This is a genomic window from Ferrimonas sp. YFM, from assembly GCF_030296015.1.
Classification (GTDB): Bacteria; Pseudomonadota; Gammaproteobacteria; order Enterobacterales; family Shewanellaceae; genus Ferrimonas.
Map to the genome: position 1 here is coordinate 3,717,387 of NZ_AP027368.1, position 26,752 is coordinate 3,744,138.

General features: G+C 60.2%; 25 protein-coding genes and 1 pseudogene. 7 read left to right on the forward strand and 19 right to left on the reverse strand.

Annotation, left to right across the window (positions count from 1 at the left end; genetic code table 11):
* The first annotated feature begins 31 nt into the window (after positions 1-31).
* Positions 32-1,489 carry an aminoacyl-histidine dipeptidase gene (locus QUE41_RS17150; RefSeq protein WP_286340207.1) on the forward strand — a complete coding sequence of 486 codons (1,458 nt, stop codon included), beginning with the start codon at positions 32-34 and terminating at the stop codon, positions 1,487-1,489.
* Between the two features lie 76 nt (positions 1,490-1,565).
* Here the strand turns inward: QUE41_RS17150 and QUE41_RS17155 are convergent, their stop codons facing one another.
* From QUE41_RS17155 to QUE41_RS17205, 11 genes are all read right to left on the reverse strand, one after another.
* Positions 1,566-1,973, reverse strand: a complete 408-nt coding sequence (locus QUE41_RS17155) for a hypothetical protein (protein ID WP_286340208.1) — start codon at positions 1,971-1,973, stop codon at positions 1,566-1,568.
* A gap of 256 nt (positions 1,974-2,229) precedes the next feature.
* Positions 2,230-3,279, reverse strand: a complete 1,050-nt coding sequence (gene dinB / locus QUE41_RS17160) for a DNA polymerase IV (RefSeq protein ID WP_286340209.1) — start codon at positions 3,277-3,279, stop codon at positions 2,230-2,232.
* 113 nt (positions 3,280-3,392) lie between these two features.
* On the reverse strand, positions 3,393-5,396 hold the full coding sequence (locus QUE41_RS17165; RefSeq protein WP_286340210.1) for a methyl-accepting chemotaxis protein: 2,004 nt from the start codon (positions 5,394-5,396) through the stop codon (positions 3,393-3,395).
* A 413-nt stretch (positions 5,397-5,809) separates the two neighbouring features.
* Complete coding sequence (gene nqrM, locus QUE41_RS17170) at positions 5,810-6,034, reverse strand: (Na+)-NQR maturation NqrM (protein WP_286340211.1); 225 nt, start codon at positions 6,032-6,034, stop codon at positions 5,810-5,812.
* Complete coding sequence (locus QUE41_RS17175) at positions 6,031-7,068, reverse strand: FAD:protein FMN transferase (RefSeq protein ID WP_286340212.1); 1,038 nt, start codon at positions 7,066-7,068, stop codon at positions 6,031-6,033. Before QUE41_RS17175 ends, nqrM begins: the two co-directional genes overlap by 4 nt.
* Before the next feature lie 13 nt (positions 7,069-7,081).
* Positions 7,082-8,305 carry an NADH:ubiquinone reductase (Na(+)-transporting) subunit F gene (gene nqrF, locus QUE41_RS17180; protein ID WP_286340213.1) on the reverse strand — a complete coding sequence of 408 codons (1,224 nt, stop codon included), beginning with the start codon at positions 8,303-8,305 and terminating at the stop codon, positions 7,082-7,084.
* 34 nt (positions 8,306-8,339) lie between these two features.
* The gene (nqrE, locus tag QUE41_RS17185; RefSeq protein WP_028110860.1) at positions 8,340-8,948 is read right to left on the reverse strand and encodes an NADH:ubiquinone reductase (Na(+)-transporting) subunit E; all 609 of its coding nucleotides are present in this window, start codon (positions 8,946-8,948) and stop codon (positions 8,340-8,342) included.
* A gap of 9 nt (positions 8,949-8,957) precedes the next feature.
* Entirely contained in the window at positions 8,958-9,587 is a 630-nt protein-coding gene (locus tag QUE41_RS17190; protein ID WP_286340214.1) for an NADH:ubiquinone reductase (Na(+)-transporting) subunit D, read from the reverse strand.
* Positions 9,587-10,363: a Na(+)-translocating NADH-quinone reductase subunit C gene (locus QUE41_RS17195; protein WP_286340215.1), complete on the reverse strand. Its 777-nt coding sequence runs from the start codon at positions 10,361-10,363 to the stop codon at positions 9,587-9,589. Before QUE41_RS17195 ends, QUE41_RS17190 begins: the two co-directional genes overlap by 1 nt.
* On the reverse strand, positions 10,356-11,582 hold the full coding sequence (locus tag QUE41_RS17200; RefSeq protein ID WP_286340216.1) for an NADH:ubiquinone reductase (Na(+)-transporting) subunit B: 1,227 nt from the start codon (positions 11,580-11,582) through the stop codon (positions 10,356-10,358). The genes QUE41_RS17195 and QUE41_RS17200 overlap by 8 nt, the downstream gene beginning before the upstream one ends.
* Positions 11,582-12,922: a Na(+)-translocating NADH-quinone reductase subunit A gene (locus QUE41_RS17205; protein WP_286342963.1), complete on the reverse strand. Its 1,341-nt coding sequence runs from the start codon at positions 12,920-12,922 to the stop codon at positions 11,582-11,584. Before QUE41_RS17205 ends, QUE41_RS17200 begins: the two co-directional genes overlap by 1 nt.
* A gap of 455 nt (positions 12,923-13,377) precedes the next feature.
* On the opposite strand from QUE41_RS17205, the gene QUE41_RS17210 reads away from it, so the two are divergent.
* Positions 13,378-14,916, forward strand: coding sequence for an MFS transporter (locus QUE41_RS17210; protein WP_286340217.1), 1,539 nt, complete (start codon positions 13,378-13,380; stop codon positions 14,914-14,916).
* Between the two features lie 62 nt (positions 14,917-14,978).
* On the opposite strand, the gene luxS is transcribed toward QUE41_RS17210, so the two are convergent.
* The 8 genes and pseudogenes from luxS to QUE41_RS17250 all read right to left on the reverse strand — a co-directional run.
* Positions 14,979-15,488, reverse strand: coding sequence for an S-ribosylhomocysteine lyase (gene luxS, locus QUE41_RS17215; RefSeq protein WP_286340218.1), 510 nt, complete (start codon positions 15,486-15,488; stop codon positions 14,979-14,981).
* Positions 15,489-15,547: 59 nt separating this feature from the next.
* Positions 15,548-16,642, reverse strand: coding sequence for a TRAP transporter substrate-binding protein (locus QUE41_RS17220; RefSeq protein ID WP_286340219.1), 1,095 nt, complete (start codon positions 16,640-16,642; stop codon positions 15,548-15,550).
* Positions 16,643-17,053: 411 nt separating this feature from the next.
* Complete coding sequence (locus tag QUE41_RS17225) at positions 17,054-17,365, reverse strand: BolA family protein (protein WP_286340220.1); 312 nt, start codon at positions 17,363-17,365, stop codon at positions 17,054-17,056.
* Between the two features lie 54 nt (positions 17,366-17,419).
* Positions 17,420-18,040 carry an alpha-ketoglutarate-dependent dioxygenase AlkB family protein gene (locus tag QUE41_RS17230; RefSeq protein ID WP_286340221.1) on the reverse strand — a complete coding sequence of 207 codons (621 nt, stop codon included), beginning with the start codon at positions 18,038-18,040 and terminating at the stop codon, positions 17,420-17,422.
* Positions 18,040-18,927 (reverse strand): glycerate kinase, encoded by an 888-nt coding sequence (locus tag QUE41_RS17235; protein ID WP_286340222.1) that lies wholly within the window; start codon positions 18,925-18,927, stop codon positions 18,040-18,042. The genes QUE41_RS17230 and QUE41_RS17235 overlap by 1 nt, the downstream gene beginning before the upstream one ends.
* Positions 18,928-19,142: 215 nt before the next feature.
* The gene (locus QUE41_RS17240) at positions 19,143-20,282 is read right to left on the reverse strand and encodes a sugar diacid recognition domain-containing protein (RefSeq protein ID WP_286340223.1); all 1,140 of its coding nucleotides are present in this window, start codon (positions 20,280-20,282) and stop codon (positions 19,143-19,145) included.
* 87 nt (positions 20,283-20,369) lie between these two features.
* Positions 20,370-20,663: a hypothetical protein gene (locus QUE41_RS17245; RefSeq protein ID WP_353506856.1), complete on the reverse strand. Its 294-nt coding sequence runs from the start codon at positions 20,661-20,663 to the stop codon at positions 20,370-20,372.
* Positions 20,664-20,748: 85 nt separating this feature from the next.
* Positions 20,749-21,846 (reverse strand): annotated as a pseudogene (locus QUE41_RS17250) (glutathione synthase); the annotation flags it as partial.
* 178 nt (positions 21,847-22,024) lie between these two features.
* On the opposite strand from QUE41_RS17250, the gene QUE41_RS17255 reads away from it, so the two are divergent.
* From QUE41_RS17255 to rhlP, 5 genes are all read left to right on the forward strand, one after another.
* The gene (locus QUE41_RS17255) at positions 22,025-23,128 is read left to right on the forward strand and encodes a methyltransferase (protein WP_286340225.1); all 1,104 of its coding nucleotides are present in this window, start codon (positions 22,025-22,027) and stop codon (positions 23,126-23,128) included.
* A 25-nt stretch (positions 23,129-23,153) separates the two neighbouring features.
* Positions 23,154-23,708: a YajG family lipoprotein gene (locus tag QUE41_RS17260; protein WP_286340226.1), complete on the forward strand. Its 555-nt coding sequence runs from the start codon at positions 23,154-23,156 to the stop codon at positions 23,706-23,708.
* A gap of 8 nt (positions 23,709-23,716) precedes the next feature.
* On the forward strand, positions 23,717-24,298 hold the full coding sequence (locus QUE41_RS17265; protein ID WP_286340227.1) for a peptidylprolyl isomerase: 582 nt from the start codon (positions 23,717-23,719) through the stop codon (positions 24,296-24,298).
* Between the two features lie 3 nt (positions 24,299-24,301).
* Entirely contained in the window at positions 24,302-25,669 is a 1,368-nt protein-coding gene (locus tag QUE41_RS17270) for an AmpG family muropeptide MFS transporter (RefSeq protein ID WP_286340228.1), read from the forward strand.
* A 129-nt stretch (positions 25,670-25,798) separates the two neighbouring features.
* On the forward strand, positions 25,799-26,623 hold the full coding sequence (gene rhlP, locus QUE41_RS17275; protein ID WP_286340229.1) for a rhombotarget lipoprotein: 825 nt from the start codon (positions 25,799-25,801) through the stop codon (positions 26,621-26,623).
* The last annotated feature ends 129 nt before the right edge of the window (positions 26,624-26,752 follow it).

Genomic DNA, 26,752 nt, shown 5'->3' on the forward strand with positions numbered 1-26,752 from the left:
TAATATAAGGCGAATACAGGAGTACCCGCTCGTGCAGCCAATCAGCTCCCTCAGCCCACAGCCCCTGTGGCGCTGGTTTGAAACCATCTGCTCTATCCCCCATCCCTCCAAGCAGGAGATTGCCCTGCGAGACCACATCCAGGCCTGGGCCCAGTCACGGGACCTGGAGACTCTGCTGGATCAGGTGGGCAACCTGATTATCCGCAAGCCCGCCACCGCCGGCTTCGAGAAGCGCAAAGGGGTGATCCTCCAGGCTCATCTGGATATGGTGCCTCAGAAGAACTCCGACACCGACCATGACTTTGGCTCCGATCCCATCCGCGCCTACATCGACGGCGACTGGGTCACCGCCGAGGGCACCACCCTGGGTGCCGACAACGGCATCGGCATGGCTTCCGCCCTGGCGGTGGTGGAAGCGGACGATCTGGAGCATGGCCCCATCGAGGTGCTGCTGACCATCGACGAAGAAGCGGGCATGACCGGTGCCTTCGGCCTGGAAGCGGGCGTGCTCAGCGGCGACATCCTGATCAACACCGACTCCGAGGAGGAGGGTGAGGTGTACATGGGCTGCGCCGGCGGCGTGGATGCGGCCCTGACCCTGGCGGTGGCCCGTGACGCCCTGCCAAAGGGGATGGCAACGGTTGAGATCGCCCTGACCGGCCTCAAAGGGGGCCACTCCGGCTGTGACATCCACCTTGGCCGGGGCAACGCCAACAAGCTGCTGGCCCGTTTCCTGTTTGGCCATGGCGAGGAGCTGGGGCTGCGCCTGTCCGAGCTGCGAGGCGGCTCTCTGCGCAACGCCATCCCGCGGGAGGCCTGGATGACCGTCAGCCTGCCCCAGGCCAACCTGGCCCAGCTGGAGCAGCGCATCGGCGACTACCGTGCCATTCTGGAAAACGAGCTGGCCGCCGTGGAACCCGGCCTGTCCCTGACCCTGAACAGCGCCCAGGCGCCAGCCCAGGTGTTCGCCGCCGCCGATCAGCAGAAGCTGGTGGCCCTGATGCACAGCGCCCCCAACGGGGTGATCCGCATGAGCGATGAGTTCGATGGCGTGGTCGAGACCTCCCTGAACATGGGTGTGGTCACCACGGACGCCGACAAGGTGGAGGTGCTCTGCCTGATCCGCTCCACCATCGACAGCGGCCGGGAGATGGTGGAAAACATGCTGAGCGCCCTGGCTCAACTCTCCGGCGCCGAACTGGGCCTCTCCGGCGCCTATCCTGGCTGGAAACCCGACGCCGCCTCCCCCGTCATGCAGGTGGTGCGCGAAACCTACCAGCAGAAGTTTGGTGCCCTGCCCAACATCATGGTGATCCACGCCGGTCTGGAGTGCGGCCTGTTCAAAAAGCCCTACCCCAAGCTGGACATGGTCTCCATCGGCCCCACCATCCGCTTCCCCCACTCTCCCGATGAGAAGGTGGAGATCGCCACCGTGGAGAAGTACTGGCAACTGCTGACCGAAGTGCTCAAAGCGGTCCCCAACCGCTAAGCGCCGCCGGGTCTCCCAAAAGAGAAGCCGTCCCGAAGGACGGCTTTTTTATGCCCATTTCGTTATTTGCTGCCCGCTAAATCAGCTTCTGCTGTTTCACCAGGGGCTTATTCAGCTCCAACACCACCAGCTCCACCTGGTCATCCGGATTGGTTCGGCAACTGGCTTTCAGCGCCTCGTGACGTTCCACCTGGCACGCCTTGACGATGGCCGAACCCTTGTCCTTGCCGAATCGGCGCATCAGATAGCTCATGGCGTTCTCCTCTGCGTAGCTGAGCAGGGCGGTCACCTTCTTCTGATCCCCTTTGTCGTCGTAGTAGTTTACGGTGCGACAAAAGGTCTTATCCCCGATATAGAGGCTGAAGTAATCTGCATCGCGCAGGGGTTTGTGTTGGTAGAAGCCATAGCCCAGGCCATAGCAGACGCCGGCAACCAGGGTCATCAGACCCGCAGCCAGGCACAGTTGTTTGGCAAAGGTTCTCATCCTTAACCTCCTTCCTTGCGCCGGCGGATTGCTGGTCACCGGCTGACGGCAGAGGCTGAGTGGCCAGATGGCCGATAGGGGGTCAGGCTCTGCACCAAGCCAGGATGGCAGTGTCTGGGGGTAGAAAGAGTGGACACACCTGGCTAACCGCTTCACCAACGTCTCTGGGTTTTTAGCGGACGTTTTTCGGAAGCTCACCTCCAGATTAATTCGTTGCTTTATTAATCGTTTTGACAGGGATCAAACAAGCTTCCGGTCACAAAGGCAGGGGCAATTGACGAAGGGCTTTGTTCTCCGCCAGCTCCACGGAGATCCCCACCAACCGGACCTGGCGTCCGTTGCCCCGGCGAAAGGCGATGCCCATCAGGGCGCGGAACAGCGCCGGGTCCAGTTGCTGACTCTGCTGGGTAACCGTGGTCAGCTCGAAATCGGCAAACTTCAATTTAACCGTCTGCCCTTTGATGCCGCGCTTGCTGGCACTCAGGCGCCGCTCCAGCTCCGGCAACAGGGTGTCGAGCTGCTGTTCACAAGCGGCCAGGTCCGGCAGATCCCGGGCAAAGGTGGTTTCCACCCCCACGGACTTGCGGATGCGGCTGGGCTCCACCGGGCGATCGTCTATGCCGCGACACCGGCGCCACAGCACCGGTCCGAACTTGCCCATCATCGACTCCAGCTCCACCTCCGACAGGCTGAGGACATCCTCTCCCTTAAGCAGGCCACGACGGGCAAGGCGCTCGGCGGTCTTGGGCCCCACCCCGGGGATCTTCTTCAGAGGCAGGCGGGCGGCAAACTCGGCGGTACGCTCCGGCGGGATCACCATCTGGCCATTGGGTTTGTTTTCATCTGAGGCCACCTTGGCCAAAAACTTGTTGGGGGCGATGCCGGCGGAGGCGGTCAATCCGGTGGCCTCGAAGATCTCTCCCCGTATCGCCTGGGCCATCCGGGTGGCACTGCCCTGGCAGTGGGGCTTGCCGGTCACATCCAGGAAGGCTTCATCGAGGGAGAGGGGCTCCACCAGTTCGGTGTACTTGCGAAAGATGGCGTGGATCTGCTGAGACACCGACTTGTACACAGACATGCGATGGGGCACCAGCACCAGATCCGGGCACAGCTGCTGCGCCCTGTGGGTGGGCATGGCGGAGCGCACCCCAAAGGCTCGGGCGGCATAGTTGCAGGTGGCGATCACCCCACGGCCGGACGCCCGCCCGCCAACGGCGATAGGCTTGTCCCGCAACTGGGGGTTGTCCCGCATCTCCACCGCGGCAAAGAAGCAGTCCATATCGATATGAATGATCTTGCGCTGCACCCGCACACCAATACTGTATATATAGACAGTTAAATCATATCACCCCAGGGCCAAAAGCCCAAAGATCAAAAAAGGCGCCAACCGGCGCCTTGTCCCATGGTGTGAGCTCCGGACTAGACCTGGTAACGATTCAGCCCCTGAGCCAACTGGCTGCCGCCTTCCACCAGCTCCTCCAGGCTGCGCTCCAGCTGGTCGCCCCGGGAGACCGCATCGTCGGAGAGGCTGTTCACCCGGGTCACCCTGGCGGCAATCTCCTCGGCCACTCCGGCCTGCTGGGCGATGGCCTGGGTCATCTCCTGCACCTGCTGCTGAATCCCGGCCACCGCCTGGCCGGCCTGATCCAGGGTATCGACAATCTGATCGCTGCGCTGCTGACTCTGTTGCAACTGCTCACAGCTTTGGGTCATCGCCTGCTCCGCTTCGATGCTGGCCTGCTGCAGCCCGGCGATGATGGTCTGGATGTTGGCGGTGGAGTCCTGGGTCTTGGAAGCCAGGGAGCGCACCTCATCCGCCACCACGGCAAAGCCCCGTCCCTGCTCCCCGGCCCGGGCCGCCTCAATGGCCGCATTGAGCGCCAGCAGGTTGGTCTGCTCGGCGATGGTGCGAATCACGTTGAGCACCTCACCAATCTGATCGGCGTTCTGCCGCAACCGGGACACCAGTTCACTGGACTCCTGCATCTGGCCTGCCAACTGGGCCAGGGACTCCTTACCCTCTCCCATGGCCAAGCCGGCCTGTCCCATCTGTTGATGCACCAGGTCGGCGTGAGACGCCACCTGTTCCGCCTGGCTGGCCATCTCGGCGCTGGTCTGTGCCATCTGACTGGTGGCCGTAGACGCCTGCTCCACCTCCCCTTTCTGGGCGGACATGGAGCTCAGGGTTTCCCCCCAGATCTCGGAGGCCAGGGCGCTGCTGTGGGACACCGACTCCGTCAGCCCCTTGCTCTGGTTCACCAGCTGGTGAACCCGGTCCGCAAACTGATTGAATGCCCGCCCCAGCTGCCCCAGCTCATCCTGACGCTTCAGATTGATTCGCTGACTGAGGTCCCCATCCCCCTGGGCGATCGCCTCCATGGCGGCCACCAGCCGGCGGATCTGCGACTTAAACGGCAACAGCAGCAACCACACCACCGCCGAGATCAACAGGGTCAGTAACACCGACACGGTTCCGGTCGCCCAGGCCTCTTCGGCCACCCGGGCGCCCACCACGTCCGTCGGCAGCAGCAACCCCAGTTTCCAGTGCACCTGGGGAAACTCGCTGTCCACCGGCTGCCACACCACCAACTGATCCTGGCCCTGTAGGCTCACTTCACCCTGTCCCTCGGCCTGGGCCAGTATCTCCCTGGCCAGGGTGGCAAAACCTTGCGTGGCACCGAACTGGTTGTCCACCTCACTCAACAGGGAACCGGGCGGGAATGCGTCGGAAAACAGTGGGAAGAACACCAGCTTGCCATCGCCGGTCACCAGGAACGCCTGCCCCTGCTCCTGGTAGGTCACCTGGGAGAGCAGGGTCTCGCCGATGGTGGAGATGAGGATGTCCATGCCGCCGATGCCCAGAAACCGGCCATTGGCGTCGTACACCGTCTGCTTCACCGTGGCCGATACCGAACCATCGTTGGCGTCCACCGCCGGCTCGGTGACGTAGAGACGATTCTTGGCCAATGCCTCGCCCCACCAAGGGCGTTTGCTGGTGTAGTAGTTGGGATCGTCTGAATAGCGCCCATTGAGATCGAAATACTCGTGGGTGGCGTCACTGCCGAAAAACAGACTCTTGATGGTGCCGTCTTTATCGGAGAAATGGCGAAAGTAGCGAGTCACCTGCGGGTAGTCGGCGAAGCCACTCAGGTCACCGCCCCGGTCATCGTACTCGGCAAAGAAGCGCTGCACCTGGGGACTGGCAAACACCGAGTGGACGATGGCCCCCTTGGCCTCGAAAAAGGCAGCTATTTTGCCGGCCTTATCGGACACCAGTTGGCTGACCTCATGGCTCACCTGCAGCCGGGTGGCCTGACGGGTTTGGTTGACCTGATAGATGGTCATCAGTGTAAGAATCAGAAAAAGGGCGCCGCCGATGGAGCCCACCAGCTGACGGGTTAAAGAGGCTCTGAACCAATCCATGATGTTCCCTGAAATTATTGTTTTTCCCTAGGTATTTTGCTTATCGGCCAAAATTACCCAAACTGAAGATGATACAAGCTCTCATGGAGGGCACCAGATCTGAGCCGGCAAACGCTCAGTTTCACTGGCTGGGACCCCACCAGCAGCAGCAATCGCCACAACCCGGCGCAAAGTCCACCCAATCAAACCTGATTCAGCATACTGACAGGAAAAAACAGGCAGCGAAATATATAAAAGTATCGTTATAACTTTCTGTAAATAAACAAAATTTATAAAAGGCGTCGGTGAGAATAAAACGTCCTATGGCGGCTTTTGTCCGCTTGAGGGGAAACACCAGGGTTATCGGCAGGCAGGGGAGGATACAAAAACGGGCTCCCCACAGGGAGCCCGCTGAGAATTGCAGGAAGCAGCGGTCAGAGAATTCGCTGCTGCTCCATCAGTTTCTGGCGACGGGCCTCGTCGGCCATCTTCTTCTTACGGCGATCGCAGGGCTCAGGGCAGTCACAGGCCTTGTCGACGCCGACGGACCCCAGGCCACCACAGGAGCCGCTGATGGTTTTGCGCTTGATGATATAGCCGATGGCCATCAGCCCCACCAGGGACACCATCAGGAAAAAGGTGGCGATAAAGGTGTTCATGACTGCGTCTCCTTGCTCTCCAGGTACTGCTCGAAGGCTGGGCTGTAGTGCACCTTGAACTGGCCCTCGCTGCGCTCAATCAGCATCACCGCCAGATCACGCTGCTGCGCCAGGGCCAGGCCCTTGTCCACACCCATCACCATCATCGCCGTGGCCAGGCCGTCGGCGGTCATACAAGTATCGGTGATCACCGTCGCCGACACCACATGGTGGTTCACCGGTCGGCCGGTGGCCGGATCGATGATGTGAGAGAACTGCTCACCGTCCTCCTCGAAGAAGTTCCGGTAATCCCCGGAGGTGGCCACCGCCTTGTTACCGGGTTCAATCACGTTGAACACGTCACGTCCCATGGGATCAGGCTGCTCGATGGCCACGCGCCAGGGCTGGTCTCCGGGTTTCACCCCCTTGACTCTGAGCTCGCCCCCCACCTCCACAAGGTAGTTGTGGATACCGCGGGCCTCCAGCACCTCGGCGACCACATCCACACCATAGCCTTTGGCGATGGCGGAGAGATCCACCTTGAGTTCGGACTCGGACTTGAACAGCCAACGCCCCTTCACCGAGAGCTTGTCGTCACCGATCACCCCCTTGATGCGGGCGATCTCCGCCTCGTCGGGGGCGTGCTCGATGCGACCGTCCGGACCAAAGCCCCAGAGGTTGACCAGGGGGCCCACGGTCACATCCAGGGCACCGTCGGTCATCTCGGTCAGCCGCTTGGCTTCCAGCAGCACGGTGGCAAACTCGGCACTGATCTCCATCCCGCCAACCCGGGCCATACGGTTGAAGCGACTCACTTCCGAATTGCGTTTCCAGGTGGACATGGAGCGATTCACCTGGCCCAGTCGCAGGTCGATCTCCCCCTGCAGCAGCAGCGGGTCATGATGGTCAGGGCCGTCCACCCAACTGACGTGGTAGGTGGTACCCATGGTGTGACCGGACACCGACTCCACCTGGGGAGCCTGGGTGCAGCCAGAGAGAACAATGGCCAGCCCGATGAGGGCCAGCCATAGGTTTTTAGGGGCTCGATACAGCATGAAGCCTCTCAGGTTAGCCGCCGAAGTCATCCAGCAGGATGTTTTCGTCTTCCACACCCAGATCTTTGAGCATGTTGATCACCGCCGCGTTCATCACCGGTGGTCCACACATGTAGAACTCGCAATCTTCAGGTGCTTCGTGGTTCTTCAGATAGTTTTCCAGCAGCACGTTGTGAATGAACCCGGTGTAACCTTCCCAGTTGTCCTCAGGCTGAGGATCGGACAGGGCCACATGCCACTCGAAGTTGTCATTCTCCGCCGCCAGGCCGTCGAAGTCCTCCACATAGAACATCTCGCGCTTGGAGCGGGCACCGTACCAGAAGCTGATCTTACGATCCGAGCTCAGACGCTTCAACTGGTCGAAGATGTGAGAGCGCATGGGGGCCATACCGGCACCACCACCGATGAACACCATCTCGTTCTTGGTCTCCTTGGCAAAGAACTCGCCGAAGGGGCCGGAGATGGTCACCTTGTCGCCAGCCTTGAGGCTCCAGATGTAGGAGGACATCTTGCCTGGAGGCAGGGTCAGGTTGTTTGGCGGAGGCGTGGCGATACGCACGTTCAGCATGATGATGCCCTCCTCCTCCGGATAGTTGGCCATGGAGTAGGCACGGATGGTTTCCTCATCCACCTTGGACTCCAGCTTGAAGAAGCCGAAGCGCTCCCAGTCGGCACGGTACTCGTCCGGAATGTCGAAATCCGCGTACTTCACGTGGTGGGCAGGGGCTTCGATCTGAATGTAACCACCGGCACGGAAAGGCACTACCTCGCCGGCAGGCACCTTCAGTTTCAGCTCCTTAATGAAGGTGGCCTGGTTATCGTTGGAGATAACCTCGCACTCCCACTTCTTGATGCCGAACACCTCTTCAGGGAGTTCGATATCCATGTCGCTCTTCACCGCCACCTGGCAGGCCAGACGACAGCCCTCTTTGGCCTCACGCTTGGAGATGTGATCCAGTTCGGTAGGCAGAATTTCGCCGCCCCCCTCATGTACCTTCACCCGGCACTGGCCGCAGGAACCGCCGCCGCCACAGGCGGAAGAGATAAAGATGCCGTTGCCGGCCAGGGCGCCCAGCAGTTTGTCGCCGGCACCGGTGGAGATGCTCTTGTCGGCATCATCATTAATTTTAATCGTCACGTCACCGCTGGAGACCAGCTTGGATTTGGCGAACAGAATCACCAGCACCAACACCAGTACAATCGCGGTAAACATGGTTACGCCGAGTACAATTTCCATCGACACGTCCTTTTACTTCAACTCTCGGCGCCGCTTACAGCGACACTCCGGAAAATGACATAAAGCCCAGGGCCATCAGGCCAGCGGTCACAAAGGTGATACCCAGACCACGCAATCCATCGGGCACGTCGGAGTACTTCATCTTCTCGCGGATACCCGCCAGCAGCACCAGGGCCATGGCCCAGCCCACACCGGCACCCAGGCCGAAGACCACGGATTCAATGTGGCCATAGTCACGGTTGGCCATGAAGGACACGGCACCGAAGATGGCACAGTTCACCGTAATCAGGGGCAGGAAGATCCCCAGGGCGTTGTACAGAGGCGGGAAGAACTTATCCAGGATCATCTCCAGGATCTGTACCAGCGCCGCAATCACGCCAATGAAGGTGATGAAGTTAAGGAAGCTCAGGTCGGAGTCGGGCATGCCGACCCAGGAGAGCGCTCCCGGCTTGAGAACGAATTGGAAGATGAGCTGGTTAAGGGGCACTGCCAGAGTCAGTACCACGATAACGGCCACACCCAGACCCATGGCGGTCTTCACCTTCTTGGACACCGCCAGGAAGGTACACATCCCCAGGAAGAAGGAGAGCGCCATGTTTTCGATGAAGATAGCCCGCACCAGCAGGCTGATGTAATGTTCCATAACCCTTCCTTACTCCTTAGGTTCCACCTGCTCCGGACGGGCGGTCCGGATGCCCCAGATAATAAAGCCAATCAAGAAGAAGGCACTTGGGGGCAGCAGCAGCAGGCCGTTTGGAACGTACCAGCCACCGTCGGTCACCTTGGTCAGGATCTCCACACCGAACAGGGTGCCGGAGCCAAACAGTTCACGCACAAAGCCGATGGCCAGCAGCACGGCGGAGTAACCCAGACCGTTGCCGATGCCGTCGAGGAAGCTGGGGACCGGTGGGCTCTTCATGGCGAAGGCTTCGGCGCGGCCCATCACGATACAGTTGGTGATGATCAGGCCAACGAATACCGTCAACTGCTTGGCCACGTCGTAGGCATAGGCCTTGAGCACCTGGTCCACCACAATCACCAGGGAGGCGATAACGGTCATCTGCACGATGATCCGCACGCTGTTGGGGATGTGGTTGCGCATCAGGGAGATGAACAGGTTAGAGAAGGCACACACCGTGGTCAGGGCGATGGACATCACCAGGGCGGTCTCCATCTTGGAGGTGATCGCCAGGGCCGAACAGATGCCCAGAACGTTCAGGGCAATGGGGTTATTGGCAATTACCGGACCGAGGACAATGTCCTTCATGGTTTTCTCAGCCATTACAGGATTCCTCCTTTACGGGCGTTGGCGATAAAGGGACCAAAGCCCTCTTCACCCAGCCAGAAGTCCAGGGTGTACTGAACACCGTTGGCAGTCAGGGTCGCACCGGAGAGTGCGTCCACATCATGTTGCTTGTCAGTGGGCATCTTGGTGACGCGGATCTTCTGATTACCCTGGTCATCAAACAGCTTCTTGCCCACCCACAGCGCCTTCCACTTGGGGTTTTGAACCTCACCACCCAGTCCGGGGGTTTCACCGCTGTCGGAGAAGTCGTAGTAGACCATCGCCTTGACGGTGTTCATGTCCGGCTCCAGGGCCAGGAAAGCGTACATGGTGGACCACAGACCGTAGCCGTGTACCGGCAGGATCACACTGTCCAGCTCGCCATTGTCGTTCTTCACCAGATACACCAGCGCCTGGTTGGCGCGGCGCTTGATGGACGCCACATCGTTCTTGGGCACCACCGAGGTGGCGGTGTCACGGGCGGCCTTACGCTGGTCGTAGGAGGACGCATCGATGCTGTCGTCGAACTGACCGGTGGCCAGATCCACCACCTTGGCTTCGATGTACTGGTTGTACACCGAGGCCACGTCGCCGTTGACCTTGTCCGCCAGGCTGGCGGCTTCCAGGATGTACTTCTGAGTATCCTGGGCCTTGTTTTTTTCCTGCAGGGGCTTGAGCGCCACCGCAGCGGTGGAAACCACCAGGGAACAGACCAGACACAGGCCGATGACGACGCCCAGAGTCTTGCCAAAACTGTCGTTGCTCTTAGCCATTGCGTGCCAGCCTCCGCTTGATGTTGGATTGAACCACGAAGTGGTCGAACAAAGGTGCCCACAGGTTGGCAAACAGAATTGCCAGCATCATCCCTTCAGGGAAGGCGGGGTTCACCACGCGGATCAGCACCACCATCACACCGATGAGGATGCCGTAGGCCCATTTGCCACGCTCGGTAAAGGAGGCGGAAACCGGGTCGGTCGCCATAAAGAACATGCCGAATGCGAAGCCACCCAGCACCAGGTGCCAGGTCCAGGGCATGTTCATGATGGGGTTGGTGTCGCTGCCGACCATGTTCAGCAGAGACGCCATGGCGATCATGCCCACCATGGTGCCGGCAACGATGCGCCAGGAGGCGATGCGGGCATAGATGATGATCAGGCCGCCAATGGCCAGGGCCAGGGTGGAGGTTTCACCCATGGAGCCGCCGATAAAGCCGTAGAAGGAGTCCCACCAGGCCTGGTCGCTGAAGGCATCGAACCAGCCGTAATCGGCAAAGCTCTTGGCGCCGGAGGCCGCCTGGCTCAGGTAGGTGGCACCTGTGTAACCGTCAACCGCACGCCAGATGGAGTCACCGGACATGTTCAGCGGATAGGCGAAGAACAGGAAGGCACGACCCGCCAGGGCAGGGTTGATGAAGTTACGGCCTGTGCCGCCAAACAGCTCCTTGGCCACCACCACACCGAAGGTGATACCCAGGGCCACCTGCCACAGGGGAATGGTCGCCGGCAGGGTCAGGGCGAACAGCACCGAGGTCACGAAGAAGCCTTCGTTGATCTCATGCTTACGCACGCTGGCAAACACCACTTCCCAGAAACCACCCACGGCGAAGGTCACGCCATAGACAGGCAGGAAGAAGCAGGCGCCGTAGAGCATCAGGCCGCCGATGCCGGTAGACGAGGTCAGCTCACCACCGAGCAGTTGGAACAGACCCACCTGCCACATGTCCGGCAGGGCAAAGCCTTCGGCCATGGCCAGCTGAGCCTGCAGGCCCACGTTGTACATGCCAAAGAACATGGCCGGGAAGGTACAGGCCCAGACGGTGATCATGATCCGCTTCAGATCGATGTTGTCACGGACATGGGTGCCACCCTTGGTGGTCTTACCCGGGGTGTAGAGAATGGTGGCCACCGCTTCATACAGGGCGTACCACTTCTCGTACTTGCCGCCTTTTTCAAACTGCGGCTCGATTTGTTCAATAAAGTTCTTCAGACCCATCAGCCTTCCCTCTCGATGATCTCAAGACAACGACGCAGCTCTACTCCGTAGTCGTACTTGCCGGGGCACACGAAGGTGCACAGCGCCAGATCCTCTTCATCCAGTTCCAGCGCACCCAGTTGCTGGGCGTTGTCTGTGTCATTGGAGATCAGGTCGCGCAGCAGGATGGTGGGCAGAATATCCAGAGGCATCACCCGCTCATAGTTGCCCAGGGGCACCATGGCACGGTCGGAACCGCCGGTGGAGGTGGTCATGTTGAACAGCTTGCCAGGGCTCAAGTGAGCCAGGAAGGCGCGGGTCAGGGAGAACTGGTTGGCGCCAGGCTTGAGCCAGCCAAACAGCTCCTTGTTGTCACCCTCTTCCAGCACACTCACCTGGTTGTGGAAACGACCCAGGAAGCCGTGGGCACCGCTGGCGGTATGACCGCTGAGCACAGAACCGGAGATGATGCGGTTGTGCTGCTCGGTCAGCTCACCGTCGGTCAGCTGAGCCAGATTGGCACCCAGGGTGGTGCGAATCAGCCGAGGCTTGGCCACACGGGGGCCGGCCAGAGAGATCACCCGGCTGCTGTCCAGTTCACCAGTGGTGAACAGTTTGCCGATGGCGATGATGTCCTGGTAGCCAATGTGCCAAACAGTGCGTGACATGCTCGCAGGCAGCAGGTGATGAATGTGGGTCCCCGCCAGGCCTGCTGGGTGAGGGCCCTTGAACCGGCTCACCTGCAGGTGATCGGATTCAGGCACTTCCAGTCGGGCTTCGCCGGTATTCAGGTACACCTTGCCGTCGGTCAGCTTGGCAACGACGCCCAGGCCGTGACAGAACGCCTCGTAGGCCTGCTCAATGACCATCATGGGGTCGGCAGCCAGAGGGTTGGTGTCGATGGCGGTGACGAAAATGCCGGCGGGCTGGCTGTTCAGCTCAGGCGCCTTGCTGAAGGGGCGTGTGCGGAAGGCGGTCCACAGGCCGCTGTTCACCAGGTTATCCTGAACCCGGTCACGGCTGATGTTGGCCAGTTCGTCGGTGGAGTAAGAGGCGAAGCGAACGCTGTCATCGCCCTCAATGTCGATCACCACGGATTGCAGTACCCGTTTGGCACCACGGTTGATGGCACTGACGGTACCGCTGGCAGGTGCGGTGTACTTTACTCCAGGGTTTTTCTTGTCCTCGAACAGTACCTGGCCTCGCTTGACGCGTTCCCCCTCCTTGATCTGCATGGTGGGGCGCATACCGTGGTACTCTTCACCCAGGAGCGCAACCTGAGAGACCTGGGGGCCTTCACCGATTGTCTGCTCCGGTCTCCCTTCGAGAGGAAGATCCAATCCTTTCTTTATTGTAATCATACTCATTTGCACTGCTGTCTGGGACTTCGCCCTCAAACCCCGATTTCCAGAGCCTGAGAGACCATTCATGTTGACGTCGATAGCAATTCACCAGCCAGACATGAACCGCCGCATAAAAATGACTATTAGTGAGATCCATGTCACGCTGTCTCGGGGCGAATCATACCCCAAACACATCGTTACTGCTACGAAAATAACCATAGAATGGATCGATTGCTGCAATTAATGGCTTTCTATTAACAAAAATTGCTTAAACAGGCGGAAAGCAGGTGAAATCTCTTACTAACCATGTTCACCTCTCACATATTCCTCATGATTTCCAGCCCCCTTATTCCAAAATTGTCAGTGATATCTCTGGCGGTTATTTGTACGGGAAAGTCCCCCACTTGAGTTGACGCCCCGGTATCCTGTAGAGTCGGGCCACCTTCCTTACATCCATCACATAGGGATAACAGGTGCAACAGCTGGACAAATATAAAGAGAACGACCTGAGAGAGGTCAAACAACTAGGGCTGTGGGCCTCCATCGCCGGGCTGGGATACATTTTCTGGCTGGTGGGCGGAATGGAGATCATCGAGCGTTTGGCCTATTACGGGGTAAAGGCCACCGCTGGCATCTATGCCAGCGATCCCGCATCCAAAGGCGGTCTGGGGATCACCATGACCGACTACGGCATCATCATGTTCGTCTTCGCCCTGACCCAGACCACGGTGCCCATTGTCACCGGTGGCCTGTCTGATCGTCTCGGGTATAAGGAGACCATCGCCCTCTCCACGGTGATCAAGATTGTCGCCTACCTGATCATGGCGTTCTTCCCCAGCTTCCTGGGCTTCACCCTGGGCGCCATGACCCTGGCCTTTGGCACCGGCATCTTCAAGCCGGGCATTCAGGGCACCATGGTGAAAGCGGTGCCCCGTGAGTCCACCACCATGGCCTGGGGCATCTTCTACCAGCTGGTGAACATCGGCGGTTTCCTCGGCCCTCTGGTGGCCGTACAGCTGCGTCAGCTGTCCTGGGACCATCTGTTTTTCGCCTGTGCCGCCATTATCTCGCTGAACTTCCTGTTTCTGCTGATGTACACCGAGCCGGACAAACAGGAGCGTCTGGAGCGCAAGGCCGCGGTGAAGGCGGGTCAAATCAAACAACAGGCGCTGTGGAAGGACTCCCTCAACGAGATTCGCAAGCCTCTGGTGTTCGGCTACATGTTCGCCTTCTCCGGCTTCTGGTTCATGTTCAACGCCATGTTTGACGTGCTGCCGGTACACATCAAAGAATGGGTGGACACCTCCACCATCGTCACCGACATCTTCGGTGCCGGCGGCACCCAGAACCCCTTCCTGATCGGTCTGATGGGCCTGAACCACGAAGGCACCAAGGTGATGCCCGACTTCATGATGAGCATCAACTCCATCATGATCGCCACCTGCTGCTTCCTGGTGGCCGCAGGCACCGCCCGCTTCCGCATCATGAGCTCCATGCTGGCCGGCGCCCTGTTCTGCACCGGCGCCATGCTGCTGGTGGGCTTCACTCCGGGCGCCTGGTTCATGATCGTTTCCATCGTGGTGTTCAGCCTGGGTGAGATGCTGCTCAGCCCCAAGAAGGGCGAGTTCATGGGCAACATCGCCCCCGCTGACAAGAAAGCCATGTACCTGGGCTTTGTGATGCTGCCCCAGGGGATCGGCTGGACCCTGGAGGGCTTCATCGCCCCCTGGCTGTACGACATGTTCGCCTCCAAGGAGCGCATCTCCCGGGATTACCTGGCGGAACTGGGCATGGCCAAAGACACCGTTGCCGGCATCCCCCAGGGCGAGGCGTTTGACCGTCTGGTGGCCTTTGCCAACAGCACGCCGGAGCTGATGACCCAGACCCTGTATCAGGCCAACAACATCGGCATGGCCTGGTACATCATCGCCACCGTGGGCGCCATCTCCGCCGTCGGCATCTACATCTACGCCAAGATGGTGTTCCGCATTCAGAAAGCGGCTACCGCCTAAGGTTTACGCCAAACACGAAAAAGGGGAGCCATTCGGCTCCCCTTTTGTTGTTCTGCAGCGCCCTACAGCTTGGCCAGTTGCTCATCGCTCAGGGTCAGGGTGTCATTCTTATTGACCCCGATCCCCCGCTTGAGGATGTCCTCGGCAATCGCCTTCGCCTGCTCCAGAGAGTGCATCTCATAGGTGCCGCACTGGTACTCATTGAGCTCAGGGATCTGCTCCTGACTCTCCACCGCCAGCACATCCTTCATGCTCGCTTCCCAGGCTTCCCCCACCTGCTGCTCCGTTGGCGTGCCTATCAGGCTCATGTAGAAGCCGGTGCGACAGCCCATGGGCGAGATGTCGATGATCTCCTGCTCACCCTGGTTGAGGTGATCCCGCATGAAACCGGCGAACAGGTGCTCCAGGGTGTGGATGCCCCGCTCGGAGAGGATCTCCACATTGGGCACGCAGAATCTCAGGTCAAACACCGTGATGGTGTCCCCCTTGGGGGTGGCCATGGTTTTGGCCACCCGAACCGCTGGCGCCTCCATTCGGGTATGGTCAACGGTAAAGCTATCGAGCAGTGGCATGGGCAAGCTTCCTTCTATACGTCTATACGGCTAAACCATACTCCCAGTTTCCGCCGAGATCAATCCCGATGCAGGGAGCCCCTGGAGTTATCGTAGGCCTCTTCACTGACTTTGTGATAACGGCGCACCCCTTTGTAGAACTCCATGTAACTGTCATACACCCGCTTCATCTGAGGATCGGTGGCCGCCTGCTCGTCGATCACCTCCTGGGCGGTGGCCCGCATCGCCTCCATCACCTCATCGGGAAAGGCCCGCAGTTCGATGTTGTGGTCCATCACCAGAGCATCCAGGGCTTCGATGTTGCGCATGGTGTACTCGTCGAGCATGTCCTGATTGACCCCTTCGGCGGCATTGACCACGATGGCCTGCAGATCCGATGGCAAGGCGTCAAACGCCTTCTGATTGATCAGAAACTCCAGGATGGTGCCCGGCTCCTGCCAACCTGGGTAGTAATAGTAGGACGCGGCTTTGTGCAGCCCCACCGCCAGATCGTTATAGGGGCCAATCCACTCGGTGGCATCGATGGCCCCGGTTTGCAATGCGGTAAAGAGTTCGCGCCCCGGCAGGGTCACCGGCACCCCTCCCAGACGGGAGAGCACCTCTCCCCCCAGCCCAGGCAGACGCATCTTCAGCCCTTTGAGATCTTCCAGGGAGTTGATCTCCTTGTTGAACCAGCCCCCCATCTGTACCCCGGTGTTACCGCCACGCAGGGGTTTGACGCCGAATGGGGCATACAGCTCGGTCCACAGGGTCATGCCCCCGCCATACTGCAGCCAGCTATTGACCTCCTGGGCGTTCATACCAAAGGGAATCGAGGTGAAAAACTGCGCCGCGGGCACCTTGCCCTTCCAGTAGAAGGAGGCACTGTGTCCCATTTCGGCACTGCCCTGGGACACCGCATCAAACACCTCGAAAGCGGGCACCAGGTCACCGGCACCATAGACGATGATGGTCAGTCGCCCGCCGGACATCTGGTTGACCCGCTCGGCGAAGCGCTCCGGAGCCATACCCAGGCCGGGAAAGTTCTTGGGCCAGGAGGTGACCAGCTTCCACTGATAGAGTTGTTGCGGGGGCTGAGCCTGAACCTGCTCAGCCTGTCTTTGATAACAGCCAGCCAAAATCAGGAGCGCGGCAGCAAAGGCGATTAAACGCATAGTTTTCCTCCCTCATAACAGCAAGAATTGCCGTTAACACAGGTGTTTATATTAATTATTAACCATTTATGCGAGACGGCAACTCGTAGGCTGTGCGCAATCACTGCTAGGGGGCAAGCTGTTCAAGGCCGATGGTGGCGATACCACTCGGAGGCAGGAAGAGGCGTGGGCCTCTCCCGAACCGATCTGAGCAATTTCGCCGCCAGCACTACTAAGGGTAAACCACAGAGTCCGACCCCACAGTCCATTTCATCCAATTGGGGAGACAATCACCCGGTCGGCGCTCCGTTCGCCAGGGCCTGAAGTTCATCAATAAATTTGATAGCAGATTCAAGTACAAAAAGCGACCATCTGCTCAGATTTGGCGGGGAAATGGGCAAAGAAAAACGCCGCCTGATGGCGGCGTCCGGATTATCCGTTCAGAGAGCCTGTGCACCCCGGTGTCTTCGGCGCCTGTGTGCGCTCCTGCCACTCCTGAGGCGTATAGGTATGCAGGGCCAGGGCATGGAGACCGGCATCAAACTCTGCCTGCAGCAACTCGTTGATGCTGCGGTGGCGGGCCAGCAGCCGCTTGCCCTGAAACTGGTCGCTGACCACCACCAGTTTAAAATGGGTTTCGGCATCCTTGGGGGTGCGGTGCATGTGGCTCTCGTTGATCACCTCAAGATGGGTGGGGGCCAAAGCCTGGCTCACCTTGGCTTCGATGGCCTGATGAATCGACATCGCTGAACTCCTTGCTGTGTTGAGGCTCCCTTATACCCCCGGGACAGGGGGAACTCAACCCCTGGACCAGTAGCCCGGAGTAATGCGGCGGAAAGTCAGACTGATGCGTTCCGCCTCGATGCCGGCACGAGGAGGCAACTGATGTTTGCAGCGACGCTGCGCCTCCGGCAACAGTTGCAGCAGGCTGCCATGGGGCATGACAAACTCCTGGGTCTGACCTTCGCCACAGCGCAGCTGAAGGGGACGGGCCTGACCCAGGGACAGGATCGCCACCTGGGGCTCGGCGCCCATTTCAGGTTCATTGTCGCTGTGCCAGCCCATCTTGTCCTGGCCACTGCGATACCGGTTGGCCAGCACAGTGTTGTAGCGAATGCCGCAGTGCTGGGACACCGACAGCATCAGCGCATCCAGCCAGGGGGGAAGGGGATCGGGATCCAACAGGGTACCGGAATAGCGATACTGGCAACCTGGCTCACCCAGCCAGCACTGCTGCCTGGGGATCAGGTGCTCTTTACCGAACACCCGCACCTTGGGCTGCTGCCAGTTCAGTTCGAGGCAACGTTCCAACAATTGGTCAGAGCGCTCCACCGGGAGAAACCGGCTCCAGTAGCGGGCCAACTCCCTGTCCCCCTTGTGGAGCCGCTGGGGAATCAGGTACTCATCCAGGGTCATCATCAGTGCGCCAGGGCGACTCGACTCGCCCCCTGGTTGGCCACGCAGGTCCGGGCACGCTGCAACTCGGACTCCATCACCATGCTCAGTGGACGCAGGGGCGCTTTGAGCAGGCCACGGAGCATCGCCCCCTGTCCGCCAGCGGCGCCGGTGCCGGGCTGCTCTTTGACCTCCACTCCCAACTGATGACGAATCAGGTCGGCGAAGTGAGACAGGTGGGCATCCAGTTGCAACATGGTCTCTTCACAGGCACCACGCTGAAAGCCATAGAGCCGGGACGCGCCACGAGGACCGCAGAGGGGATTGTGGTTCAGACAGGCCACCTCGATGGAGACCCCATCGAGACGGGAATCCAGTGCCGAGATGTCGATGGTGGCCAGGCCGGCCAGGCTTGCGCCGCCGCGGCCCGCCTCTTCACCGAAGATGTTGCCCATGCGGGCACCGAGGGCCTGAGCCAGGCCCAGGCCGCCGTCATTGGCAGCACTGGCCCCCAGGCCGATGATGATTCGGGAAACGCCGGCATCCAGGGCAGCGAGAATCAGCTCACCGGTGCCGAAGCTGGAGGTGTCCATGGGATTGCGCTGATCACTGCCCAGTAACTTAAGGCCATTGGCCTGATCGCTGTCGATAACCGCAGTGGTGCCGTCTCCCAAGAAGCCAAACTGGGCCTGCCGGGGCCGGCCGAGGGGATCGGTTACCGTGCAGGTTTCATAGCGGCCGCCTGTAGCATCCACAAGGGCAAGGAGCCGACCTTCTGTGGTTTCGGCCAGGGACGCGTGGCTCTGCTCGACGCACAGCGACAGGGTGGGACGTCGTTTCTCGATGGCATCCATTACCTCCTCAGTGGGGTTCACCGTTCGGTGCGAGTCTTGGGCAGTGACAACTTTCATCGATTCGATCCTCTTCACCAGGCCGCTGGAGATCACAGAGAGACACAACCTCGGTTACACCTGGATCACAGTCGTTCAACAAACATACTATGACATAGGGGGGCCGCTGCTTCTTTGGACGGTTGACCGAATCTGAAACGAAAAACTCTCGCTTTTTTTGTGCTTATGCACAAAATTGGCGAGAGTTTTGTAGGGGAAATGCCTATATGGCGGGGCTAGCGACTCAAGAGGGCCAAATAGAGGCGAGTGCGATCCGGTAGACGATTTAGGTCTAAACCTGTCAGGCTGCTGATCTTATCCAGCCTGTATCTCAGGGTGTTGCGGTGGATGTGCAACGCACTGCAGGTGCGGCTGAGATCGCAATCCAACTCGAAGTAGCTGGTGAGGGTACGGCGAAGGACACCGTTGCCATCCCTGGCGATCAATTGGTCCAGGGGATCGAGCAACTGCCTGCGCCGCCAGGAATCGCTCTGCAGACCACTCACCAGCACCGGCAGGACATTATCCTGATAGAACAACACCTCTCCCAGGCTGCCTGGCGCATCCAGGGTGGCCTTGGCGGTGTCATAGGAGTGGGCCAAGCCCCGCAACCCCGGAAAGTACTCGCCCAAGGCGATGCGAATGTCGAAGGCCGCCTCGCCCCGAATGCGGTTTAGCAGCTTATCCACCCGACGCCGCTCCCGCTCCACCGACCAGCCCTCGCCGGTGAGCTGCACCGGCTTGAGCACCACCACCTCGTTGTCGGTCACCGAGGAGATGGCCACCAGGTTGTTGCGCTCCGGGTACTCCAACAGCTGAACCAGACGCTTCAGGTGCTGGTGATCCGGCGTGTGCTGATCTTTGGAGAACACCTTGATGATGGCCGCAATTCTGGGCTGGGTCAGGTCCAGCTCCAGTCTGGAGGCCAGTGACAGCAGCTGTGATTCGTTAAGATCGCCACCGTGGATCAGGCTGAGCACCAGTTCATCCCGGTGACGCTTGCTCCACTGAATCTGGTCCATCAGGGCGGCCTGCTCCACCACCATCTCGGCGGTCATCTTCACCAGCTCACCATAATTGCGCACCTGTTCGGGCTTGCCAGAGATCCCCACCACACCTATGGGAGTCCCCTGGAACAGAATCGGCAGGTTGATGCCGGGCAACACCCCTTTCAGGCTGGCCGCCATGGCGTCATCAATCTCCAGAACCCGGTTATCACCCATGGCGATGATCGACCCTTCATGCTTTTGATTCAGTCGTTTGGGGTCTCCGGAGCCAATGATCCAGCCATTTTCATCCATCACCACAACGGAGAACTGGATAATCTTCATGGAGCGCTCCACGATCTGGCGCGCAATGGATTCGGTAAGTCTCATGATTTGGCCAAGTGCATAATTCCTCGCAGCAGTGTGCCACGAGCCCCCTATGGCGGCAATGCGCCTGACCGGGATTCGAGGCATCGCCTAGCGAAAAACCAGAGAGTCCAGCACCCCCATCCCCGAGTGCACGCCCCCCTCCGTGACCTTGGCAGGCTTGCTGCGCACCAGGTAGCCGGCATAGCCGCCGTCACCGACGGCCGGCTGGCCATCGATGTGCACCGAAAACAGCCCGATTTCGCTCACCAGCTCTGGCACCACTTCCTCCCGGCCCTGTCGGACCAGAAGTGCCGCCCGTTCCCGTGAGGCCGGCCTCAGTCGCTTCATCAGCATCCAGGCGGGGTACTCCGACGCCTCCATGGTCGCCAGAGGCACCACCATCTGCTCCCCGAATAGGCAATGTCCGCCCCCCTTCGCCCTGATTCTTCAGCACCCAGTCATCCATTGACTGAGAGTCCAGCCAGGTCAGGGTGTGCGTCGACACAGGAAGGCTGGCCTTCAGCAGCGCCAGGACCTCGAGCGCCTCCTCCTGACTGAGGCCAAAGCGTGACAGCTGCCGGGGCGACATCTGCCCCAGCAGCAGCTGCACCCTTTTACTGGTGGCCAGCTGCTGGTCCACCGTGGCGTTGATGGCCACCCGGTGCCGCTCCATGAAGATGCGCGTCTTGGCCAGGGCCTCGCAGCAAGGTTCATGATGAAGGTCGTTGGCCACATAGTCGCGGTAGTGATAACCGGCCCTCAGGTAGACAAAGTCGATGCCGCCGACGCCGCGAAGCAGCAGGCGCCGGTTTGCGCCTGTGGACAGGGCCCCGTAGAGCTCGCGAAAGGTGCGCCGGACCGTCGTGATCCCTTGGCGAAGCAGTTCGGTCTCCAACAGCCTCTGGTCATACACATTGTCCTCATCCTCCTGCACCACCATCAACATCACCGGTCTGCCCGGCTGGCCGGACTCCTCACGGATGCGGTTTGCTGCCGCGGCAATCCCCTGCCCCAGGCGTTCCAGTGCCGGGTTCGCCACCAACTCGCCACTATGGGACGACGACCAGCGCAAGAACTGGCCCGGGTTACGCCGCTGCAGGAAGCGGTGCAGCTCATGGGTACGTTGGCCGAATGGACCCATCCCCGCTGCGATGCCGTTGCACTCCACCAGTTGAAAGCCCAGTTTGCTGTCGTCCATGAAGTCGCTGCGCATGATCAGCACAGGCAAGGGGCGATAGGGCATCACCCCGGCATGAATCCGCCGGTGCATCCGCAACAAACCACTGAAGAAGGGATCCCCCTTGGCCACCGGGGTGATGGCTTGGCGAAGAAAATCGCTGTCCTGGGCCACCCCATGGATCAGCCGACCAAGCAGTCCGGCCACCCTGACAAGCCTGGCATACTCCTCACGCTTGATGACTGAGGGAGAAAAACTGAAAGGCACCTGCCGCATCAGGTGCGCCTCCACCTTGAAACCGACGCCATGGGCAAGGCTCCAGTTGACCGCAGCCAGGACCGCATCTCGGGTTTCGCCATTTATTGCCGCCACCTCCTTCGGAGAGTGTCGAATCAGAGAGTCTTCCATCTGCCTCACCTAATATTTCCACATTAATGGAAATATAGAAGAGTCTGGTTCAGGGCTCAACCAAAATTTCCACAAAAACCGAAATATCGATTTCTCTTTGTACATTGCGCCCCAGTCCGTTTGGACCCCGCAGCATCTTCTGCCACAATAGCGCCACCCTAATTTCAGCCTCCATACCATGTCCGATACCCTGAATCTGGAGACCCTCACCCTGAGACTCCGTCGCTTTCCCGATACCCAGCAAAGCGATCTCATCGCCTGGGACGCCGCCGATGAACTGTTGATGCTCAACGCCCTGCCAGATCTGAAGGGGCAACTGCTGATCATCAACGATCACTTCGGCGCCCTTGGCTGCGCAGCTGCACGGCTGGACCCCATCTGGGTCAACGACTCCTTCGTCGCCCATCAGGCGCTGAAACAGAACCTGGATCTCAACGCCCTGCCTCAGCCTGGTCGCTGCCTGGCAGATCTGCAGCCCTTCGCGGAGAAAGTGGACCAGGTGTGGATTAAGCTGCCACGCAACCTGAGGTATCTGGAGTATCTGCTGGACTGGTTGAACGCCCACCTGGCCGAAGGCACCCAAGTGGTGATCGCCGCGCGCCTGAAAGAGATGCCCACTACCCTGAAAGAGATCACCGAGGGCTATCTGGATGAAATTCAGCCCTCGCGCATCCGCAAGAAGGCCAGATTGCTGACGGGCAAGACCAGTGGTCGCCGCGCCCAGTCGCCTCTGCTGCTCAAGTGGCAGGCCCAGGGCACCGATTTCCAGTTGGAAAACCACCCCAACACCTTCGCCGGGCAAAAACTGGATGTGGCGGCGCACCTGATGCTGCAGCACATCCCCACCGGTCACCGACGCATCATCGATCTGGGCTGTGGCAACGGCATCCTGTCCCTGGCCGCCGCCAAGGCCAACCCGGATGCCCAGATTCTGGCGGTGGATGAGTCCTGGCATGGGGTGACCAGCTGCCGGGCCAACCTGGCAAACAACTTGCCAGAGGCCCAGTTCCAGGTTCAGTGGAACGACTGCCTCACCGACCAGGAACCGGAGAGCGCCGACCTGGTGCTGTGTAACCCCCCCTTCCACCAGCAGCAGGCGGTCACCGACCACATTGCCTGGCAGATGTTCAGGGACGCCAAACGCACCCTGGCCACAGGCGGACGGCTGAGGGTGATCGGCAACCGCCACCTGGGTTATCACATCAAGCTCAAGCGCCTGTTCGGCAAGGTGGAAACCGTGGCAGCCAATGCCAAATTTGTTATTCTCGATGCCATCAAATAGATTCCGGCCAAGGAGAAAGGAAACGATGAGATCTCTGTTGCCCCTGCTGGGTGCCCTGCTGCTGGCAGGCTGCGCCTCTGCACCCAATACCCTGATTCTGTCACCGGCGGCTCCCATAGTGCAGCCGGGCAGCCAACAGGGCTCTGTGGCCCTGACCAGTGTCGATCACCGACCCGAACAGTTCCTGGTGGAGGTGCGTAAAGACGATGGCGCCGCCGAACTGCTCAGCCCCGCCGAGCCGCCCAGACAGCTGTTGGAGCAGGGGGTGCGGGATGGCCTGAGCAAACTGGGGTATCGCCTCGATCCGGCCGCCAGCGTCACCATGAGCCTCTCCCTCAACAAGCTGGTGATGAAGATTGACCAGGGCACCTTCTCCCACGACGCCACCACCAATCTGGTGGCCACCGTGGTGGTCAACAACCTGGGCAATACCCTGACCAAGGAGTACCGGGTGCGCAGCAGCTTCTCCGGTCCCCTCAAGCCGGAGATGGCGCGCATCGAACGGGAGATGAATGACCGCCTCAGCCAGCTGATGAGTGACATCGTCAACGATCCCGAACTGCACGAACACCTGAACTAGGAGCACGGATGCGCATTCTCATCGCACTGATCTTCTCTGGGCTGCTCTTCCCCGCCTGGGCGGACGAGATTCAGAGTGACAACCTCTTCCCTCAGGTAAAGATGGAAACCAGCCTGGGCACCATGATTGTCGAACTGGACCGCACCCGGGCGCCGCTGACCGTGGACAACTTCCTGCGTTACGTGGCAAGAGGTGCCTACGACAACACCAGCTTCCATCGGGTGGTGGCGGAGTTCGTGGTCCAGGGAGGCGGCTACAAAGCCAATGGCGACCCCATTGACGAAGGTGACAAGCTGTTCAACGAATCCGGCAATGGCCTGTCCAACGAGTACGGCAGCATCGCCATGGCCAGGGAGAAAGACCCCCACACCGCCACCAACCAGTTCTTCTTCAACCTGGTGGACAACACCAGGCTGGATCCCTCCCGCCGCCGCTGGGGCTATGCGGTGTTTGGCATGGTCACCGAAGGCCTGGAGGTGCTGGATGCCATGGGCGAGGTGCCGGTGGAGTACGACCCGGACATGGGGGCAGAGAGCAAACCGGTGAAGCCGCTGCTGCTGATCAAAGCCACCCTGATGCCGGAAAGCTAACTCTTGGTCGACCGCCTGAAACAGCGATTCGGCGCTTTCTCCGTCTACCTGCACCGCAGGGTGCTGCTGTTGCTGGCCCTGGGCTTCTCCTCGGGCCTGCCGCTGATGCTGGTGTTTGGCTCCCTCTCCTTCTGGCTGAGGGAAGCGGGCATCGACCGCACCACCATCGGCTTCCTCAGCTGGGTGGCCATGGCCTACAGCATCAAGTTTCTCTGGGCCCCCCTGGTGGATCGGATGCCACTGCCGCTGCTGACCCGTGCCCTGGGGCGACGACGAGGCTGGATGCTGCTGGCTCAGGTGGGGCTGATCCTCGGCCTGGGAGGCATGGCCAGTTCCGACCCCACCACCAGCCTGACCGCCTTGGTGGGCTTCGCCCTGATGGTGGCTTTTTTCTCCGCCACCCAGGACATCGTAGTGGACGCCTTTCGCATCGAGACCGCCCCTGAGGAGATGCAGGGAGCCCTGGCCGCCGCCTATCAGACCGGCTACCGTCTGGGGATGATGCTGGCCACCGCCGGCGCTCTGGCCATTGCCGCCTGGGCCGGGGGTGAGCAGGGGTATAACCCCATTGGCTGGCAAACCGCCTACCTGTGCATGGCGGCGGCCATGGGGGTCGGCATCATCGCCACCCTGATGGCCAAGGAGCCGCAGATCAACGGCGACCGGCTGGCCCTGGAGTCACTGCCAACCCTGGAACGGCTGCTGCACCTGCCGGCCCCCCTGCAGAAGCTGATGATGTGGGGTTACACCGCGGTAGTCTGCCCCTTCCGCGACTTCTTTGAGCGCTTTGGCAAGCAGGCCCTGCTGATTCTGCTGCTGATCGCCAGCTACCGCATCGCCGACGTGGTGATGGGCGTGATGGCCAATGTGTTCTACGTGGACATGGGCTTCAGCAAGGGGGAGATCGCCACCATCACCAAGGTGTACGGGGTGATCATGACCATGGTCGGCGCCGCCGCCGGTGGGGTGCTGATCGCCCGTTTCGGCACCATGAAGATCCTGTTTGCCGGCGCCGCCTCCGTGGCCCTGACCAACCTGCTGTTCGCCCTGCAGGCCAGCGTCGGTCACGACACCACCCTGCTCACCCTGGTGATCGCCGCCGACAGTTTCAGCGCCGGTGTCGCCACCGCCGCCTTCATCACCTACCTCTCCAGCCTGACCAATGTGGCCTTCTCCGCCACCCAGTACGCCCTGATGTCCTCGATGATGCTGCTGCTGCCCAAGTTTCTCGCCGGATTCTCCGGCGCCCTGGTGGATGCGGTGGGCTATGAAACCTTCTTCTTCATCTGCTGCCTCTCCGGGCTGCCGGTGCTGCTGCTGATTGTGCTGGCTCAGCGCTGGGCGCCCGCCAAACAGGGCGGTAACGGATGACACCCTGCGCATCTGCACACTGCCCTTTGCCAAACCACTCAATCTGAAGGTAAATTGAGCTCTTCTTGCCCCCCCCGGCACAGACGCTGCCGGGGTTGATGGGCGCCCGTTTTCGCAAAGGGAGTCTCGATGAATCTGCGATATCTCTGCCTGGCCCTAATCACTCTGATCCTCAGTGGCTGCTCCGTGATGGAGTACAACACCCGTGACAACACCGTCTCCAGCAGCCTGGTCGCCTACCTCTATCCCGACGAAAAAAGCCGCACCGAGCACAGGCCGGAGATTCCCAGAATCAAACTGCCTGCCCGGGTTGGACTGGCCTTCGTCCCCTCGGATAACTGGCGCACTGACGAGCTCAGCGAAGCCGAACAGCTGTCGCTGCTGCGTAAGGTGAAGCAGGCCTTCAGCCAGCATGAGTATGTGGATCGCATCGAGATCATCCCCAGCACTTACCTCAAGGGCGGTAAGGGGTTCACCACGTTGGAGCAGGTCGCCCGGCTCTATGACGTCGAACTGATGGCCCTGGTCTCCTATGACCAGGTGGCCCACACCGAAGAGAACGCCGCCTCCCTGCTCTACTGGACCATAGTTGGCATGTACGTCATCAAGGGGAATGACCACCAGATTCAAACCTTCGTGGACACCGCCGTGTTTGACGTAACAAGCCGCAAGATGCTGTTTCGGGCCCCAGGTCTGAGCAAGCTGGACAGCCGCACCACAGCCGTGGCCAAGGAGGGGGTGCTGGCAGAGCAGTCCATGGAGGGGTTCAACCTGGCGGTGACCGAGATGACCACCAACTTGGAGAGCGAACTCGGCCGGTTCGAAACCCGGGTCAAAGAGGAGAAGATCGCCAAGATTGAGACCCGCCCCGGTTTCGACGTCAGTTCCCTTGACGGCCTGCCGCTGCTGCTTGGCGCCCTGCTGCTTGGGTGGCGACGACGACAGTCAGCCTAAACTTGTTGCATGGGTCCGGTTTCCGCTTTCATCGGCACAAGCGAACTGCCGTCCTTGCTCCGGGTGTGAAACTGAGTGCCCCCTTATGTGAGGAGCAGCACTAGACTCCACCCACACAAGCAGTAGACT

Coding starts and splice junctions, on each gene's coding strand:
- QUE41_RS17175 (WP_286340212.1), bottom strand. CDS start 7,068: ATGCTGTATCGAGCCCCTAAAAACCTATGGCTGGCCCTCATCGGGCTG.
- QUE41_RS17195 (WP_286340215.1), bottom strand. CDS start 10,363: ATGGCTAAGAGCAACGACAGTTTTGGCAAGACTCTGGGCGTCGTCATC.
- QUE41_RS17235 (WP_286340222.1), bottom strand. CDS start 18,927: ATGAAAGTTGTCACTGCCCAAGACTCGCACCGAACGGTGAACCCCACT.
- nqrE (WP_028110860.1), bottom strand. CDS start 8,948: ATGGAACATTACATCAGCCTGCTGGTGCGGGCTATCTTCATCGAAAAC.
- rhlP (WP_286340229.1), top strand. CDS start 25,799: ATGAATCTGCGATATCTCTGCCTGGCCCTAATCACTCTGATCCTCAGT.
- QUE41_RS17260 (WP_286340226.1), top strand. CDS start 23,154: ATGAGATCTCTGTTGCCCCTGCTGGGTGCCCTGCTGCTGGCAGGCTGC.
- QUE41_RS17220 (WP_286340219.1), bottom strand. CDS start 16,642: ATGCGTTTAATCGCCTTTGCTGCCGCGCTCCTGATTTTGGCTGGCTGT.
- QUE41_RS17255 (WP_286340225.1), top strand. CDS start 22,025: ATGTCCGATACCCTGAATCTGGAGACCCTCACCCTGAGACTCCGTCGC.
- QUE41_RS17190 (WP_286340214.1), bottom strand. CDS start 9,587: ATGGCTGAGAAAACCATGAAGGACATTGTCCTCGGTCCGGTAATTGCC.
- QUE41_RS17225 (WP_286340220.1), bottom strand. CDS start 17,365: ATGTCGATTCATCAGGCCATCGAAGCCAAGGTGAGCCAGGCTTTGGCC.
- nqrM (WP_286340211.1), bottom strand. CDS start 6,034: ATGAACACCTTTATCGCCACCTTTTTCCTGATGGTGTCCCTGGTGGGG.
- QUE41_RS17230 (WP_286340221.1), bottom strand. CDS start 18,040: ATGATGACCCTGGATGAGTACCTGATTCCCCAGCGGCTCCACAAGGGG.
- QUE41_RS17240 (WP_286340223.1), bottom strand. CDS start 20,282: ATGAGACTTACCGAATCCATTGCGCGCCAGATCGTGGAGCGCTCCATG.
- nqrF (WP_286340213.1), bottom strand. CDS start 8,305: ATGGAAATTGTACTCGGCGTAACCATGTTTACCGCGATTGTACTGGTG.
- QUE41_RS17165 (WP_286340210.1), bottom strand. CDS start 5,396: ATGGATTGGTTCAGAGCCTCTTTAACCCGTCAGCTGGTGGGCTCCATC.
- luxS (WP_286340218.1), bottom strand. CDS start 15,488: ATGCCACTGCTCGATAGCTTTACCGTTGACCATACCCGAATGGAGGCG.
- QUE41_RS17265 (WP_286340227.1), top strand. CDS start 23,717: ATGCGCATTCTCATCGCACTGATCTTCTCTGGGCTGCTCTTCCCCGCC.
- QUE41_RS17155 (WP_286340208.1), bottom strand. CDS start 1,973: ATGAGAACCTTTGCCAAACAACTGTGCCTGGCTGCGGGTCTGATGACC.
- QUE41_RS17245 (WP_353506856.1), bottom strand. CDS start 20,663: ATGGTGGTGCCTCTGGCGACCATGGAGGCGTCGGAGTACCCCGCCTGG.
- QUE41_RS17205 (WP_286342963.1), bottom strand. CDS start 12,922: ATGATTACAATAAAGAAAGGATTGGATCTTCCTCTCGAAGGGAGACCG.
- QUE41_RS17200 (WP_286340216.1), bottom strand. CDS start 11,582: ATGGGTCTGAAGAACTTTATTGAACAAATCGAGCCGCAGTTTGAAAAA.